Origin of the sequence: Mycobacterium sp. E787 (assembly GCF_001668725.1) — a bacterium.
In the GTDB taxonomy this organism is placed as follows: Bacteria; Actinomycetota; Actinomycetes; order Mycobacteriales; family Mycobacteriaceae; genus Mycobacterium.
In genome coordinates this window covers 126,276-139,156 of sequence record NZ_LZKL01000127.1, presented here as the reverse complement: position 1 = coordinate 139,156, position 12,881 = coordinate 126,276, and the positions used below count along the sequence as shown (strand labels likewise).

Genomic DNA, 12,881 nt, shown 5'->3' with positions numbered 1-12,881 from the left:
TCGCGGTCATGCGCTTCACCATCACCCATCCGATGCACAGCCATCCGTATAACCCGGAACTGGTGAGCGGGGAGGGCATCGGGAAGGTGGCGGCAGCTGCCGAGGCGGCCGGAATTCACGGGTTCGGCTTCACCGACCACCCGGCGCCCTCGCAGCGATGGCTGGAGGCCGGCGGGCACGACGCGCTGGATCCCTTTGTGGCGCTGGGTTATGCGGCCGCCAGAACGACGACGCTGCGGCTGATCCCCAACATCGTGGTGCTGCCGTATCGAAACCCGTTCGTGGTGGCCAAGTCCGGGGCCTCGCTGGACCTGCTTTCGGGCGGCCGCTTCACTCTGGCCGTCGGCGTGGGCTATCTCAAGCGCGAGTTCGCGGCGCTGGGTGTGAACTACGACGAGCGCGCCGAGCTGTTCGAGGAAGCGCTGCAGGTGATCCGGACCATCTGGACCGGCGACGACATCACCTTCGAGGGAAAGCATTTCACCGCCCGGGGCATCACGGCCCACCCGCGGCCGGCCACCTGCCCACCGATCTGGATCGGCGGCAACACGACGACCGCGCGCCGGCGCGTCGCGCAGTACGGCGACGGCTGGTGCCCGTTTCCGGCTCCGCCGCAGCTGGCCCAGACCGCGGGCACCGCGGTGATCGACTCGGTGCAGCGCCTCACGGAGGGCATCGACGATCTGCGCCGGCGCTGCGACGCGGCGGGCCGCGACTGGTCCGCGATCGACGTCACCTTCACCAACTTCGAGGGCGGCAGCCCCGCGTCCGATGAGTTCAACGCCGACGCGTACCTCGACGGATTGGAAAAGCTTGCGGCAGTGGGCGTGACGTGGGTGAGCGTCGGGCTGCCCGGCGACAGCGTGGCGCACGCGCTAGAGACCCTCGACCGGTTCCGAACCCAGGTGGTCGACGCGATCTAAATGGACTTTTCACGGGTCGAACTCTCCGCCGAAGACCGGGAATTTCTCGACGAGACCCGGGCCTTCATCGCCAAGCACGTCACCGACGAGGTGCTCGCCCGCCAGCTTGAGTTCGGCGAAAACTTCGACGAGAGAGTGCATTTGGCGCTCGGTGAGGCCGGCTATCTGGCCTCGGATTGGAAGGTGGAGGCCGACGGCGGGTTCAGCCCGGTCCGACGGCGCATCTTCGCACTCGAGATCGCCCGGGCCCACACGCCGTGGTACCACTGGGGCACCACGTCCGTCGTCGCCCGGCTGGTCCAGCAATTCGGCGCGCCGGAGCTGGCCGGCAAGGTCGTGCCCGGCGTGCTGTCCGGCGAAATCCGGCTGTGCCTGGGGTACACCGAGCCGGAGGGCGGCTCCGATGTCGCCACCTGCAAGACCCGGGCGGTGCGGGACGCGGATGGATCTAGCTGGATCATTAATGGCTCCAAGATGTTCACCTCGAACGCGCAGAACGCCCGGTACGTCTTCCTGCTCACCAACACCGACCCGCAGGGCCCGAAACACAAGAACCTGACCATGTTTCTGGTCCCCCTCGACTCGCCGGGCATCGAGATCCAACCCATCCGCACCCTGGACGGCGACCGCACCAACATCGTCTACTACAGCGACGTGCGCGTCGATGACCTCCACCGCATCGGCGAGGTGAACGGCGGCTGGACGGTGATGCGCGCGGCGCTGGACTCCGAGCACGGCATGGTAGACCCGGAAAACCATGGGCTGCAATACGTTGCGGCGATGGCGGGCCACGGCGATCTGATGGCCGAAGTGGTCGACACCGTCGCGGGGCTCGTTGCCGAAGTGGACGACGAGTCGGTGAAATACCGCCTCGGACGGGCCGTCGCACGGATGGAGGCGGCGCTGTCCACGCCCGGAATGTTCGGTCGCGTGGCGATCGCGCAGGCGATGCGCGACATCACCCCGGACCTGATGGACATCCTCGGGGCGGCGTCGGCGCTGCCCACCGGCGCCCAGGGTGCCGCGAGCGACGGTGCGGCAGAACACCTTTACCGCCTTTCGTTACCGCTGGGGATCTACGGCGGAACCCTGGAGGTGTTCCGCAACATGATCGCGCAGCACGCGCTCAAGCTGGGCCGCCCCAGTTACTCCTGATTTCGCCGCGAAGGTGCAACTGCCGACGGCGGCACTCGGGAAATGCGTTGCCAGTTGCACTTTCGCGGCTCAAGTGAGTGGCAGTTGGGCCGTCACATCCGCCCGGGCGGTGTCGAAGCTCAGGAATCCTTTGATGGGCAGGCATTCGGGGGGTGGGTCCTCGTAGCTCCAGGCGACGTCGTCGACGGTGCGGTCGTCGAGGGCGACGGACCAGTAGGTCGCAAAGCCCTTGTAGTTGCAGTAGCTCGACGTCTCCGATCGCCGCAGCAGATCGGTGCGTACGTGCTTCGGGTCGACGTAAAGACGAGCCTCGAGCGCCGTTTCGAACAGGATCAGTGTGTCGTCGGTGTCCACCAGTGTGGCGCCGGCGACCGAGACGCGCAGCCGGCGCCGCGTCGGGCGGCAGTCGACGCGATGGTAGGGATTCGGCGGGTAGTGGACGAGCTCGCGGCCCTCCTCCAGCCAGGTGTCGACGGCTTCCCAGGGCACGTGGACGAAGCCCGGCGCCTCGGGTTCCGGCTCCGCCGGGAGGTCACCGACCTCGTCGGCCGGAAACACGTAGCTGAGCGGGCGGCCCCGCCGGTGCACCATCAGTGCCCGCTCGGTGTCGATCACCGGACGCCCGTCCCGGAAGGCTTGGACGCGCCGGGGGTGTGGCTCGATGTACACGACCTCGGTGGGTATCGCCGGCGAGAACCGCCCGGCCGGATCGGTGCTGAGCGGACCGCGTCCGGCTACCAGGCTCATGGTCTTCCTTCCTGAGCCTCCGCATGAGCGGATGCTTCAGCCGTCAATCGATTCCAGAAACAACATGGTGGGGTGATGATCGGGCGAATAGTTCGGAATGTCGGCGATCACGTCCCTACCGGCAGGAGAAGCGAACGCATCCTTGATCGCTTCTAGACTGTCGAATGTTGCGATGGAAAAAGCAGAAGAACGCACCCTCCTGGTTGTCAGGCCCCGTCGGGTAGCGGTAACTATAGTCCTTGATTCCGGGCATTCTTTCAACGAGCGGGACGTGGACTTCGCGGTAGAACCGCTCAAAGTGCGCCGTATCCTTCGGCTTTGGATACATGACGACAAGCTTGGCGACCGATGCCCCCTTTGTATTTGGTTTCAGATCAGTCGGTTTCCCCTCAACTACCCGATATTCGGGTCAGCGTCTCGGCTACCCGGTCATCGTCGCGGTAATCGTCGTGCGTTCCCGGATGGGAGCTGCTCGGTGCTGGTGGCAAAACCCATCACTTCGGAACATCGCCGAGCAGTGCCTCGACCGGGGTCAGCGGATCTTCATCGTGTGTGAGCGCTCGCCGACCCAGTTCGGCGATTGCGAGCTCGTGCGCGAGGACATAGTGGAAGAACGCGGCCCGGGGCCCACCGGCGAAATGTTGGTCAAGCTTGCGGAAATGCGGGATGAACAGCTTCGTGGCGACGACCAGCGAGCGCATCTGCATCTGATGAGGCAACACCGTCACGGCCGCCCCATTCGCCCCACCGAGGGTCTTCGCCATGCGTTTTGTGGCGGTGAATCGCGCGGCGGCTCCGCCCAGCTGATCGAAAACCGCTTCGCGCGTTTGCAGCTCAAGTTCGCGCAAAGCCGCCCAGATGTCGCGTTCCGCTGCGTTACGTGCGTGTCGTTCGGCGAATGCCGCGGCCTGAACGCCACCGACCTCGGACCCAACCAAGACCCGGACGCTTCGGATGACTTTGCGATCCAACAAGTCGTCTGGCATATCGTGGCCGGCCCCCACAACGCGCACCCTACGCCGGGAGCTACCCGAGCGCCATGGTCGACCGCGTGACCCGGTTGAGAGAGGCGGCAGCAACACGGAGTAGGAACTTAGCCATGGCTGGACCGGTGGAGGGCGTCAAGGTCGTCGAGCTCGGCGTGTGGGTGGCCGGGCCGGCCACCGGCGGGATCCTGGCCGACTGGGGCGCCGACGTCATCAAGATCGAACCGCCGACGGGCGACCCGGGCCGCCTGTTCGGCCGGATGCTGGGGTGCGACCTAGGGGTCAACCCGCCGTTCGAGATGGACAACCGGTCCAAGCGCAGCATCGTCCTGGACCTCACGACCGACGAGGGGCGCGACACCGCCCTCGAATTGCTCAGCGACGCCGACGTTTTCGTGACCAATGTGCGGCCCGGCGCGCTGCGGCGCCTCGGGCTGGACTTCGAGTCGGTGTCGGCCCGCAACCCCCGGCTGGTCTACGGCCTGATCACCGGGTACGGCGAGACGGGTCCCGACGCCGACCGCGCCGCCTACGACGTGGCCGCGTTCTGGTCGCGGGCGGGGGTGGCCCACCTGCTCACCCGGCCCGGCGACACGCCCCCGTTCCAGCGCGGCGGCATGGGTGACCACTCCGCCGGGATGACCCTGGCCGCGGCGGTGTGCGCGGCGCTGCTCGCCCGCGAACGCACCGGTGCGGGCCAATTGGTGAGCACCTCGCTGTACCGCCAGGGTGCCTACACGGTCGGCTTCGACCTCAACACCTATCTGCTGACCGGCCAGCAGATCGCGATCGGCCAGCGGGAATCGATGGGCAACCCGTGCATGAACAACTACGCCGCCGGTGATGGGCGACGGTTCTGGATCGTCGGGCTGGAAGCCGATCGCCACTGGCCGCCGCTGTGCCGCGCCGTGGGCCGGCCCGAGTGGGCGGACGATCCCCGGTTCGCCGACGCCCGGTCCCGCGCCGCCAATGCGGTGCCGCTGATCGCCGAGTTGGACGAGATCTTCGCGACCCGCCCGCTGGACGAGTGGGCGCAGATCTTCGCGGGCGAACCCGACCTCTTCTGGTCGCCGGTCAACTCGCTCGAGGACGTGGTGGCCGACGAGCAGTTCCACGCCGCGGGCGGCATCGTCGACGTGCCCGACGGACAAGCCGGCGTGGCGATGGTGGCCACACCGGCGGATTTCCATGGCACGCCGTGGGCGCCGCGGTCCGTGGCGCCGGAACTGGGGCAGCATACCGACGAGATTCTCGCCGAACTCGAGGCACGCCGCGGGTCCTGACCGGCCCGCGACCTTTACAAATTTTTCCCGAAGTGTCACGCTGTCCGGTGACAACAAGCCCAGGACGAGCGCTGCAGGAAACACCAACGATGGTCACTCCAACGTTCAACATCGGCCACCAGGGCCGGGTCAGGTCCGCGCGGTCGACCCGTGCCGATGGTGAGTGTCTGCGATATCGGTTGGACGTCGTCGCTTCCAGCGCCGCCGATGTCGTGCAGTCCGCCGGGGGCTGGCTCTATGACCGCGTGATGGCCGGTTGGGAGGTGACCGTCATGTTGCCGCACGGCTGCGACACCCGCGCGCTGCGGATCCTCGGGGTGCGGGCAGTGGACTCCGACGAGCAGCCGGATCCGGCGGCCGCGAGGAGCCACAGCCTGGCGGTCAGCGCCGAGGCATTCACCGCCGACGCCCGCGTGCGCGAGAAGGTGCTCGAGGCCATGGGTGATCGGTTGACCGAGGTCGCGTTGTGGGGTGACGGATGGCCGTTGGCGGTCGACCGCGCGATGAACCAGGCGCAGCACGTGCTCAGCATGGCCGCGCGCCGATTCAAGGGCCACGCCCTGGCGGCGGCCGGAATCGGCTGCGGCCCGGTCGATCCGACCGAGACGCTGCTGTGCGACGCCGCCACCCGGCTCGACTGATGAAGAAGTACTACGGCCACACCCTGCTCTACCTGCACGAGACGATTTCACTGGGATCCGGGCGAAGTGACGGCTTCACCGAGGCTTTCACCGACACGTACCAGCCGATGATGGACGACCTCGGAGCCCGGCTGTTCGCAATCTGGGAAACCACCCCCTACAACGGCCACTGGCCGCAGGCCACGGTCATCTGGGAGATCGACGGGTTCGCCGACTACGCCCGCATCGGCGCAGCGCAGGCGCGCGGCGGCAGCCACGAGGCCGCGGCCGGCAAGTGGGCGGGGTACCTGTCCGACATCGGCGCCTCGGGGGAGGGGCGGATCATGTACCCCGGTCCCAGCAACAGGACGCTGGAACAGCTGCGCGAGACGAATTTCGCTGCTCCGCTGGTGATCCAGGAGATCATGCAGACCAAGCCCGGGCGCCAGGACGACTACATCCGCGAGCTGGAGCGCCTGTACGTCCCGTGGTCGGAGCGCACGGGCAAGCGCTGGCTGGGCTCCTTCACCACCACGTTTCGCTACAACGAGGTCATCCACTACTGGGCGCTCGACGGCGGCTGGGAGTGCTTCGCCAATCACTACCCGTCCTGGAAGGAGAGCCCGCCGGCCGAGATCGTCACGTGGATGAGCGTGGCGCCGGCCCTGCGCGACGGCTGGGAAGACTCGATTCTGCAGGCCCTACCCCCATCGCCACTGCAGTGACCTTCTCGTACGATCCCTTCGACGCGGAAGTCATGGCGAACCCGCTGCCCTACTACCGGATCCTGCGCGACGAGCACCCGGTGTATTACATGCCGCAGTGGGACACCTTCGCGCTGTCCCGTTTCGAGGACATCTGGCAGGTGCTGGAAGTCAACGACGGAACGTTCGTCGCGACGGAAGGCACATTGCCCCCGGCGTCGGTGCTGGCTTCCCACAACGACGGGCCGCTCGACGATCCGCCGCTGCACCCGCTGCCGTTTCACGCGGTCTTCGACACCGATCTGTACGCCGAGATCCGTCGCGCGCATTCGGCGCCGTTACGCCCGAGGTCGGTCGCCGGGCTGGAAGCACGGATCAGAACGCTGGCCAACGAGCGCCTCGATGAGCTGCTGCCACGGGGCTCCTTCGATCTGACTCAAGAGTACGGCGGCATCGTCGCGGCTTCGATGGTGTGCGGATTGCTCGGCCTGCCAGACGATCTCGCCCCGCAGGTGCTGGCCGCGGTCAACGCCGGCAGCTTGGCCGAGCCCGGCGTCGGCGTCGACACCGCGCAAGCCCGGCCCAACTACCTCGAGTACCTCACACCGGTGGTCGAGGGCCGCCGGGCCGCCTCCTCCGGCGATGCGCTCCCAGTCGTCGACGGCCTACTGGGCTATCGGTTGCCCGATGGCAGCGCCCTGTCCGACGTCGAGGTCGCCACCCAGATGTTGTGCATCTTCATCGGTGGGACGGAGACGGTGCCCAAGATCGTCGCGCACGGGCTGTGGGAACTCAGCCGACGGCCCGACCAGATGGAAGCGGTCTGCGCCGATCCCGTCACCAACGTGCCGATCGCACGCGAGGAGATGATCCGCTATTGCGCGCCGGCGCAGTGGTTCGCCCGAACGGCGCGGAAACCCTTCACCATTCACGACACGACGATCAAGCCGGGCCAGCGCGTGATCACGCTGCTGGCGTCGGCCAACCGCGACGAGCGGGAGTATGCCGAGCCCGACGAATTCATCTGGAACCGGCCCATCCGCCGCTCGCTGGCCTTCGGCCGGGGCCAACATTTCTGCATCGGGTATCACCTGGCCCGGCTGGAAATCGATGTGCTGCTGGCCGAATGGCTGCGGCGGGTGCCCGACTTCGCGATCCGCGGCGACGCCGCCACCCGGCTGCCGTCCAGCTTTCAATGGGGATACAACAAGATCCCGGTGGAGGTCTGAGGTGTGGTCCTACCGGATCATCGCGCCGTACCTGTTCGAGCGGACCTCGATCCCCGACACCACGGTCGAGCACCTCACCGACGGCCAAGTGTTGCTGCAGTTTTCGGCCGCGGGCGTCTGCGGCAGTGACCTGCCGGCCTTCCGCGGCAACCGGGGCCGGCTTCCGGGCGACGACGGCAGAAGCGCGGCCGGGAAGGACGGCTTCCCGGTCCACGAGGTGGCCGGCGAGGTCATCGCCAGCCGGCACCCCGACCACCGGGCCGGCGATCGCGTGGTGGGCTGGGCGTCGGGGTTCGACGGCTTGATGGAGCGGGTGATCAGCGACGGCAACATGCTGGCGCCGTACGACCCGGCGCTGAGCCCCGCGGAGGCGATCGGCCTGCAGCCGCTGGCGTGCGTCCTGTACGCGTGCGAGCAGTTGCCGGACCTGTCCGGGCGGCACGTCGCGATCATCGGGCAGGGTTCGATCGGCCTGCTGTTCGCCTACGTCGCCAAGGCGGCCGGCGCGCGCCGCGTCACCGGCGTCGACCCCGTCGACCGCACCTGCCACGCAACGGCTTTCGGCGTGGACGACCCGGTGCGCGCCACCAGCGACCGGTGGGTGAGCCAACTGGCTCCCGGCGATCGCGCCGACGTCGTGATCGAGGCCGTCGGACACCAGGTGGCCACCCTGGGGCACGCCATCGAGGCCGCCGCCCCGGGCGGCACGGTGTTCTATTTCGGTGTGGCCGACGACGACGCCTACCCGATCAACATGCGCCTGATGCTGCGCAACAATCTGACGCTGAAATCCGGTGTGACGCTTGACCGGCGACGCGTCCTGGACCTCGCGGCCAAGTTCGCCGACGAGCACCCCGAGCTGCTGCGCACCTACCTCACGCACACCTTCGGCGTCGACGATGTCCAGGCCGCGTTCGACCTGGCCTGCCGCCCGGTCCCCGAGCGCATCAAGATCGCGATCGCCGGATGAGCGTCTTCGATCGCAACCATCCGGCCCCGATCTGGGGCGGCTGGATCACGGGGCCGACGGCGCTCGGGCCGGAGGAATTCGCCCGGGCCGGTTACGACTACGTGGGTTTCGACGCCCAGCACGGCTACCTCGACGACGCCGACATCGCGCGCATGCTGCGCCGGCTCGGCCACGTGCCCATCGCGACGGTGGTGCGGCTGCCCAACGCCGACGCTGCGCCGATCGGGCGGGTGCTGGACGCCGGCGCCGACGCCGTCCTCATCGCGATGATCGAGTCGGCGGAACAGGCCGCCGCCGCGGTGGCCGCCACCCGCCACCAGCCCCGGGGGATCCGCAGCTTCGGCCCGTTGCGCGCCGACCTGGGCCACGACGTCGCCGCGCTGGAGTCACGGGTGAGCGTGTTCGCGATGATCGAGACGGCGGCGGCGCTGTCGGGCCTGGGCGAGATCTGCGCCGTCGACGGCCTGGCCGGGTTGTACGTCGGGCCCGCGGACCTGGCCCTGTCGATGGGCGTCGATGTGGTTGGCGCGACCAAACACCCGGCGGTCATCGACGCCATATCCCGGGTGCACGCCGCCGCCACCGCCGCGGGCCTGCTCACCGGGATTCACGCGGGCGACGGCGCGACGGGTCGCGTCATGGCGAAGCTGGGCTTCCGGATGATCACCCTGGCGGCCGAATCGCAGGCGCTGCGGCGCGGGGCGGCCGAACACCTCCGCGAGGCGACCGGGCAATGACCGAAGACGAAGCCGCGATCCGCGACCTGATCGCCGCGTACGCGCTGGCCCTCGATGCCGGCGACATCGACGGCTGCGTGGCCCTGTTCGTTCCCGACGCCGAGTTTCGCGTCTACGGAAGGACTTTCGCCGGGCGCGACGCCATCGCCCAGATGTTCCGGGACGCGCCGCGCGGGCTGCACCTGACCGGGGTCTCGCGGATCGACGTCCGGGGGGACACCGCCACGGCACGCTCACAGGTGCTGTTCGTCAGGGCCGGAGATCTGCACCTGCGGCCCGCCCTGTACGACGACGAGCTGGTCCGCGTCGCCGGGCGATGGCGCTTCCGGCGGCGGCGCTGCCAGTTCGTCACCAGCCGCGGCCTGGCCGAGAGCCCCGAGGTGCCATGATGCAACGACGCGTCGCGCTGGTCGCCGGCGCCGCCGGCGGGCAGGGCTTGGCCATCGTCAAACGACTTCGCGGAGAAGGTTATTCGGTGGCGGCCTGCGACCGCCGGGCCGGCCAACTGGCCGCCGCGGTCGACGAGCTGGGCGACGACGGGCTGATCGCGATCGACCTGGACGTGACGTCGCAGGCGCAGTGGCAAGCGGCGGTGCGCGCGGTGGTCGACCGATTCGGCGCGTTGACGACGCTGGTCAACGCCGCCGGCGTCCTGCACCGCGCGTCGCTCGCCGATGAGACGGCCGAGGGATTCGAAAACGCCTGGCGGGTCAACTGTCTGGGTGCGTTCCTCGGCATCCAGGCGACGCTCGAGCAGCTGCGGGCGGCCAAGGGTGCCGCCGTCGTGAACATCTGCAGCACGGGTGCGATCCGCCCCTTCCCCCGGCACAGCGCCTACGGTTCCTCGAAATGGGCGCTGCGTGGCCTGACCCAGAATGCCGCCGCCGAACTGGCGCCGCTCGGCGTCCGGGTCAACGCCGTGTTCCCCGGGCCGGTCGCGACCCCGATGCTCGACGACGCCACCCAGCTGAGGCTCGCCGCCGCGTCGGCGTTCGGGCGGATCGGGCAACCGGGCGAGATCGCCGACGCGGTCGCATTCCTGGTCTCCGACGCGGCGTCCTTCATCACCGGTGCGGAGCTGGTCGTCGACGGTGGCCAGTGCCTGCAGATCCGATGAGCGGCAACCCGTCGGTCGGCATCATCGGTGCCGGACCGGGCGGCATGGCACTGGGAATACTGTTGTCCCAGGCCGGTTTCCATGACTTCACGATCTTTGACCGCGAAGACGACGTCGGGGGCACCTGGCTGATCAACACGTATCCGGGGCTGGCGTGCGACGTCAAGTCGCACCTCTACTCCTACTCGTTCGACCTGAATTCGGACTGGTCGCGGCTGTGGCCCGCGCAGCCCGAGATTCTTGAGTACTTCCAGCGGTGCGCCGACAAGTACGGCTTGCGCCCGCACCTGAGATTGCGCACCGAAATCGTCTCCGCGCGTTGGGAGGAAGACACGCAGCGGTGGTGCCTGACCACAGCGACCGGCCACCGGCACCACTTCGACATCGTGGTGTCCGCCGTGGGCCTGTTCACCCGGCCCCTCTTCCCGGAGCTGGTGGAGGAGGAACCGTTCACCGGGACGCTGTTGCACTCGTCGCGATGGGACCATTCGGTTCCGCTCGAGGGTGCGCGGGTCGCGCTGCTGGGCACCGGATCGACGGCCTCGCAACTGTTGCCGGAACTGGCGAGGGTGGCCGACAAGGTGTATTCCGTGCAGCGGTCGCCCACCTGGATCCTGCCCAAGCCCGACCGGCCCTACACCGAACGGGAGCGCTGGGTGTTCGCGCACGTGCCGTTCGCCAAGAGGCTGTACCGGACCCGGCTCTGGCTGCGCAGCGAATCCAACATCTCGGTGATCGAGCACGGCAGCGAAAAAACCCGGGACTTCACCGCGACCGCGCTGGGCCTGCTCGAAAAGACCGTCGCCGATGAGGAATTGCGCCGCAAGCTGACCCCCGATCACCCGATGGGCTGCAAGCGGCTGGTGTTCTCCTCGGACTACCTGCCGGCCCTGACCCGCCCCAACGTCGAGGTGCTGAGCAGCCCGGCGCGCTGCCTGCGCGCGCGCAGCCTGGTCACCGCGGACGGCACCGAGCGCGATGTCGACGTCGTGGTCTGCGCGACGGGTTACGCCGCGGCCGATTACCTGGGTGAGCTGGAGGTGACCGGGGAGGGCGGGACGACGCTGCGGGAGGTCTGGCGCGACGGCGCGCACGCGTATCTCGGCATGGTCGTTCCGGGGTTCCCGAACTTCTTCATGCTGTACGGGCCGAACACCAACGTCGGCTCCAACAGCGTCATCTTCATGCTCGAGGCCCAGGCCCGCTACATCGTCCGGGCGTTGAAGTACCTGCGGCGCAAGAGCAAAACGTACCTGGCGGTGCGGCCCGCCGCGCTGGCGGACTTCGTCGCCAAGGTGGACCGGTGGATGGTCGGCACGGTGTGGACCACCCAGTGCAGCAACTACTTCCGCGCCGCCAATGGCCGAGTGGTGACGCAGTGGCCGCGCAGCGCGCGTACCTTCTGGGGAATGACGCGCAGATTCGAACCCGCCGACTTCAGCTTCCAGGCCCCCGAGACGCGTGCCCGATGAGCGAATTGCACGGCTTTGACCGGCTGGATCCCGCGCTGCGCGCGGTGGCGACGACGCGAACCGACTTCTCGCCGCAAGCGATCCAACTCATGCGCGAGCCGTTCAACGAGCGCCGCCGCGAGGCCGCCGAGCACACCGACACCCACGGCGTGCGGATCGTCGACGACACCGCGCCGGCCGAATCCGGTGGCGTGGCCGTGAGGATCTATCGCGGTGCGCAAGGCGATCCCGCACCGGCGATCGTGTACTGCCACGCCGGCGGCTTCGCGCTGGGAAATCTGGACACCGATCACCGGCAGTGCGTGGAGCTCGCGCGACGCGGACGCTGCACGGTGGTGTCGGTCGACTACCGGCTGGCGCCCGAGCACCCCTACCCGGCCGCCCTCGACGACGCGGTCGCCGTGTTGCGGTGGGTGGCGGCCGACCCCGCGGGGCTGGGCGTCGACCCCGCCCGCCTGGCCGTCGCGGGCAGCAGCGCCGGCGCCACCCTGGCCGCATGCCTGGCGCACGGCGCCGCCGACGGGTTGCTGCCGGCCGTCGCGTTCCAGCTGCTGCATCAGCCGGTCCTGGACGATCGGGAGACCGCGTCGAAGGCCGAGTTCGGCGCGAGCCCCGCTTTCGACAGCGAGGCCGCGGACCAGATGTGGCGCCACTACCTGGGCCCCGACGGCACGGGCGGACCCGCCGCCGTGCCCGCGCGCCGCCGCCAATTTGGCGGCCTGGCACCGGCTTTGATCACCTGCGCGGAGATCGACCCGTTCCGCGACGAGGCGGTCGACTACGCCCTGCAGCTGCTGCGCGCCGGGGTCTCCGCCGAGCTGCACGTGTTTCCGGGCGCCTGCCACGGCTTCGACTCGCTGCTGCCGGACTGGTCCGACTCGGAGCGGTTGTTCGCCCTGCAGGGCCACGCCCTGTCAAGGACCTTCGGCTCTACTTGA

15 protein-coding genes and 1 pseudogene are annotated in these 12,881 nt (G+C 68.7%); 12 read left to right on the top strand and 4 right to left on the bottom strand.

Features of this window, described 5'->3' with window-relative positions; genetic code table 11:
* Nucleotides 1-8: 8 nt before the first annotated feature.
* Both A5705_RS25525 and A5705_RS25520 read left to right on the top strand, forming a co-directional pair.
* A complete protein-coding gene (locus A5705_RS25525) occupies nucleotides 9-923 on the top strand; it encodes an LLM class F420-dependent oxidoreductase (RefSeq protein WP_067883906.1) in 915 nt (304 codons plus the stop codon).
* Entirely contained in the window at nucleotides 924-2,078 is a 1,155-nt protein-coding gene (locus A5705_RS25520; RefSeq protein ID WP_068280841.1) for an acyl-CoA dehydrogenase family protein, read from the top strand.
* A gap of 69 nt (nucleotides 2,079-2,147) precedes the next feature.
* Here A5705_RS25520 and A5705_RS25515 read toward each other — a convergent pair whose 3' ends face one another.
* The 4 genes and pseudogenes from A5705_RS25515 to A5705_RS25510 all read right to left on the bottom strand — a co-directional run bounded on the left by A5705_RS25515 (nucleotide 2,148) and on the right by A5705_RS25510 (nucleotide 3,829).
* Nucleotides 2,148-2,825 (bottom strand): DUF427 domain-containing protein, encoded by a 678-nt coding sequence (locus A5705_RS25515; RefSeq protein WP_068280839.1) that lies wholly within the window; start codon nucleotides 2,823-2,825, stop codon nucleotides 2,148-2,150.
* A 36-nt stretch (nucleotides 2,826-2,861) separates the two neighbouring features.
* A complete protein-coding gene (locus A5705_RS28805; RefSeq protein ID WP_231964592.1) occupies nucleotides 2,862-3,020 on the bottom strand; it encodes an EthD family reductase in 159 nt (52 codons plus the stop codon).
* Nucleotides 3,021-3,063: 43 nt separating this feature from the next.
* Nucleotides 3,064-3,198 (bottom strand): annotated as a pseudogene (locus A5705_RS29255) (EthD family reductase); the annotation flags it as partial.
* A gap of 121 nt (nucleotides 3,199-3,319) precedes the next feature.
* Entirely contained in the window at nucleotides 3,320-3,829 is a 510-nt protein-coding gene (locus A5705_RS25510) for a hypothetical protein (protein WP_156738593.1), read from the bottom strand.
* 95 nt (nucleotides 3,830-3,924) lie between these two features.
* Between A5705_RS25510 and A5705_RS25505 the strand changes: the two genes are divergently transcribed.
* The 10 genes from A5705_RS25505 (at nucleotide 3,925) to A5705_RS25460 (ending at nucleotide 12,881) form a co-directional block, all read left to right on the top strand.
* A complete protein-coding gene (locus A5705_RS25505) occupies nucleotides 3,925-5,094 on the top strand; it encodes a CaiB/BaiF CoA-transferase family protein (RefSeq protein ID WP_068280837.1) in 1,170 nt (389 codons plus the stop codon).
* A gap of 89 nt (nucleotides 5,095-5,183) precedes the next feature.
* Nucleotides 5,184-5,735, top strand: a complete 552-nt coding sequence (locus tag A5705_RS25500) for a hypothetical protein (protein WP_067883897.1) — start codon at nucleotides 5,184-5,186, stop codon at nucleotides 5,733-5,735.
* Nucleotides 5,735-6,439: an NIPSNAP family protein gene (locus A5705_RS25495; RefSeq protein ID WP_068280834.1), complete on the top strand. Its 705-nt coding sequence runs from the start codon at nucleotides 5,735-5,737 to the stop codon at nucleotides 6,437-6,439. The genes A5705_RS25500 and A5705_RS25495 overlap by 1 nt, the downstream gene beginning before the upstream one ends.
* Nucleotides 6,436-7,647 carry a cytochrome P450 gene (locus A5705_RS25490; RefSeq protein ID WP_068280831.1) on the top strand — a complete coding sequence of 404 codons (1,212 nt, stop codon included), beginning with the start codon at nucleotides 6,436-6,438 and terminating at the stop codon, nucleotides 7,645-7,647. The genes A5705_RS25495 and A5705_RS25490 overlap by 4 nt, the downstream gene beginning before the upstream one ends.
* A 1-nt stretch (nucleotide 7,648) precedes the next feature.
* Nucleotides 7,649-8,617, top strand: a complete 969-nt coding sequence (locus A5705_RS25485; protein ID WP_068280828.1) for a zinc-binding dehydrogenase — start codon at nucleotides 7,649-7,651, stop codon at nucleotides 8,615-8,617.
* Nucleotides 8,614-9,354 carry an HpcH/HpaI aldolase/citrate lyase family protein gene (locus tag A5705_RS25480; RefSeq protein WP_068280825.1) on the top strand — a complete coding sequence of 247 codons (741 nt, stop codon included), beginning with the start codon at nucleotides 8,614-8,616 and terminating at the stop codon, nucleotides 9,352-9,354. The genes A5705_RS25485 and A5705_RS25480 overlap by 4 nt, the downstream gene beginning before the upstream one ends.
* A complete protein-coding gene (locus A5705_RS25475; protein ID WP_068280822.1) occupies nucleotides 9,351-9,743 on the top strand; it encodes a nuclear transport factor 2 family protein in 393 nt (130 codons plus the stop codon). Before A5705_RS25480 ends, A5705_RS25475 begins: the two co-directional genes overlap by 4 nt.
* On the top strand, nucleotides 9,743-10,471 hold the full coding sequence (locus A5705_RS25470) for an SDR family NAD(P)-dependent oxidoreductase (RefSeq protein WP_067884232.1): 729 nt from the start codon (nucleotides 9,743-9,745) through the stop codon (nucleotides 10,469-10,471). The genes A5705_RS25475 and A5705_RS25470 overlap by 1 nt, the downstream gene beginning before the upstream one ends.
* On the top strand, nucleotides 10,468-11,943 hold the full coding sequence (locus A5705_RS25465) for an NAD(P)/FAD-dependent oxidoreductase (RefSeq protein ID WP_067883886.1): 1,476 nt from the start codon (nucleotides 10,468-10,470) through the stop codon (nucleotides 11,941-11,943). The genes A5705_RS25470 and A5705_RS25465 overlap by 4 nt, the downstream gene beginning before the upstream one ends.
* The gene (locus tag A5705_RS25460; RefSeq protein WP_067883884.1) at nucleotides 11,940-12,881 is read left to right on the top strand and encodes an alpha/beta hydrolase; all 942 of its coding nucleotides are present in this window, start codon (nucleotides 11,940-11,942) and stop codon (nucleotides 12,879-12,881) included. Before A5705_RS25465 ends, A5705_RS25460 begins: the two co-directional genes overlap by 4 nt.

Coding starts and splice junctions, on each gene's coding strand:
- A5705_RS25525 (WP_067883906.1), top strand. CDS start 9: ATGCGCTTCACCATCACCCATCCGATGCACAGCCATCCGTATAACCCG.
- A5705_RS25520 (WP_068280841.1), top strand. CDS start 924: ATGGACTTTTCACGGGTCGAACTCTCCGCCGAAGACCGGGAATTTCTC.
- A5705_RS25515 (WP_068280839.1), bottom strand. CDS start 2,825: ATGAGCCTGGTAGCCGGACGCGGTCCGCTCAGCACCGATCCGGCCGGG.
- A5705_RS25505 (WP_068280837.1), top strand. CDS start 3,925: ATGGCTGGACCGGTGGAGGGCGTCAAGGTCGTCGAGCTCGGCGTGTGG.
- A5705_RS25500 (WP_067883897.1), top strand. CDS start 5,184: ATGGTCACTCCAACGTTCAACATCGGCCACCAGGGCCGGGTCAGGTCC.
- A5705_RS25495 (WP_068280834.1), top strand. CDS start 5,735: ATGAAGAAGTACTACGGCCACACCCTGCTCTACCTGCACGAGACGATT.
- A5705_RS25480 (WP_068280825.1), top strand. CDS start 8,614: ATGAGCGTCTTCGATCGCAACCATCCGGCCCCGATCTGGGGCGGCTGG.
- A5705_RS25475 (WP_068280822.1), top strand. CDS start 9,351: ATGACCGAAGACGAAGCCGCGATCCGCGACCTGATCGCCGCGTACGCG.
- A5705_RS25470 (WP_067884232.1), top strand. CDS start 9,743: ATGCAACGACGCGTCGCGCTGGTCGCCGGCGCCGCCGGCGGGCAGGGC.
- A5705_RS25465 (WP_067883886.1), top strand. CDS start 10,468: ATGAGCGGCAACCCGTCGGTCGGCATCATCGGTGCCGGACCGGGCGGC.
- A5705_RS25460 (WP_067883884.1), top strand. CDS start 11,940: ATGAGCGAATTGCACGGCTTTGACCGGCTGGATCCCGCGCTGCGCGCG.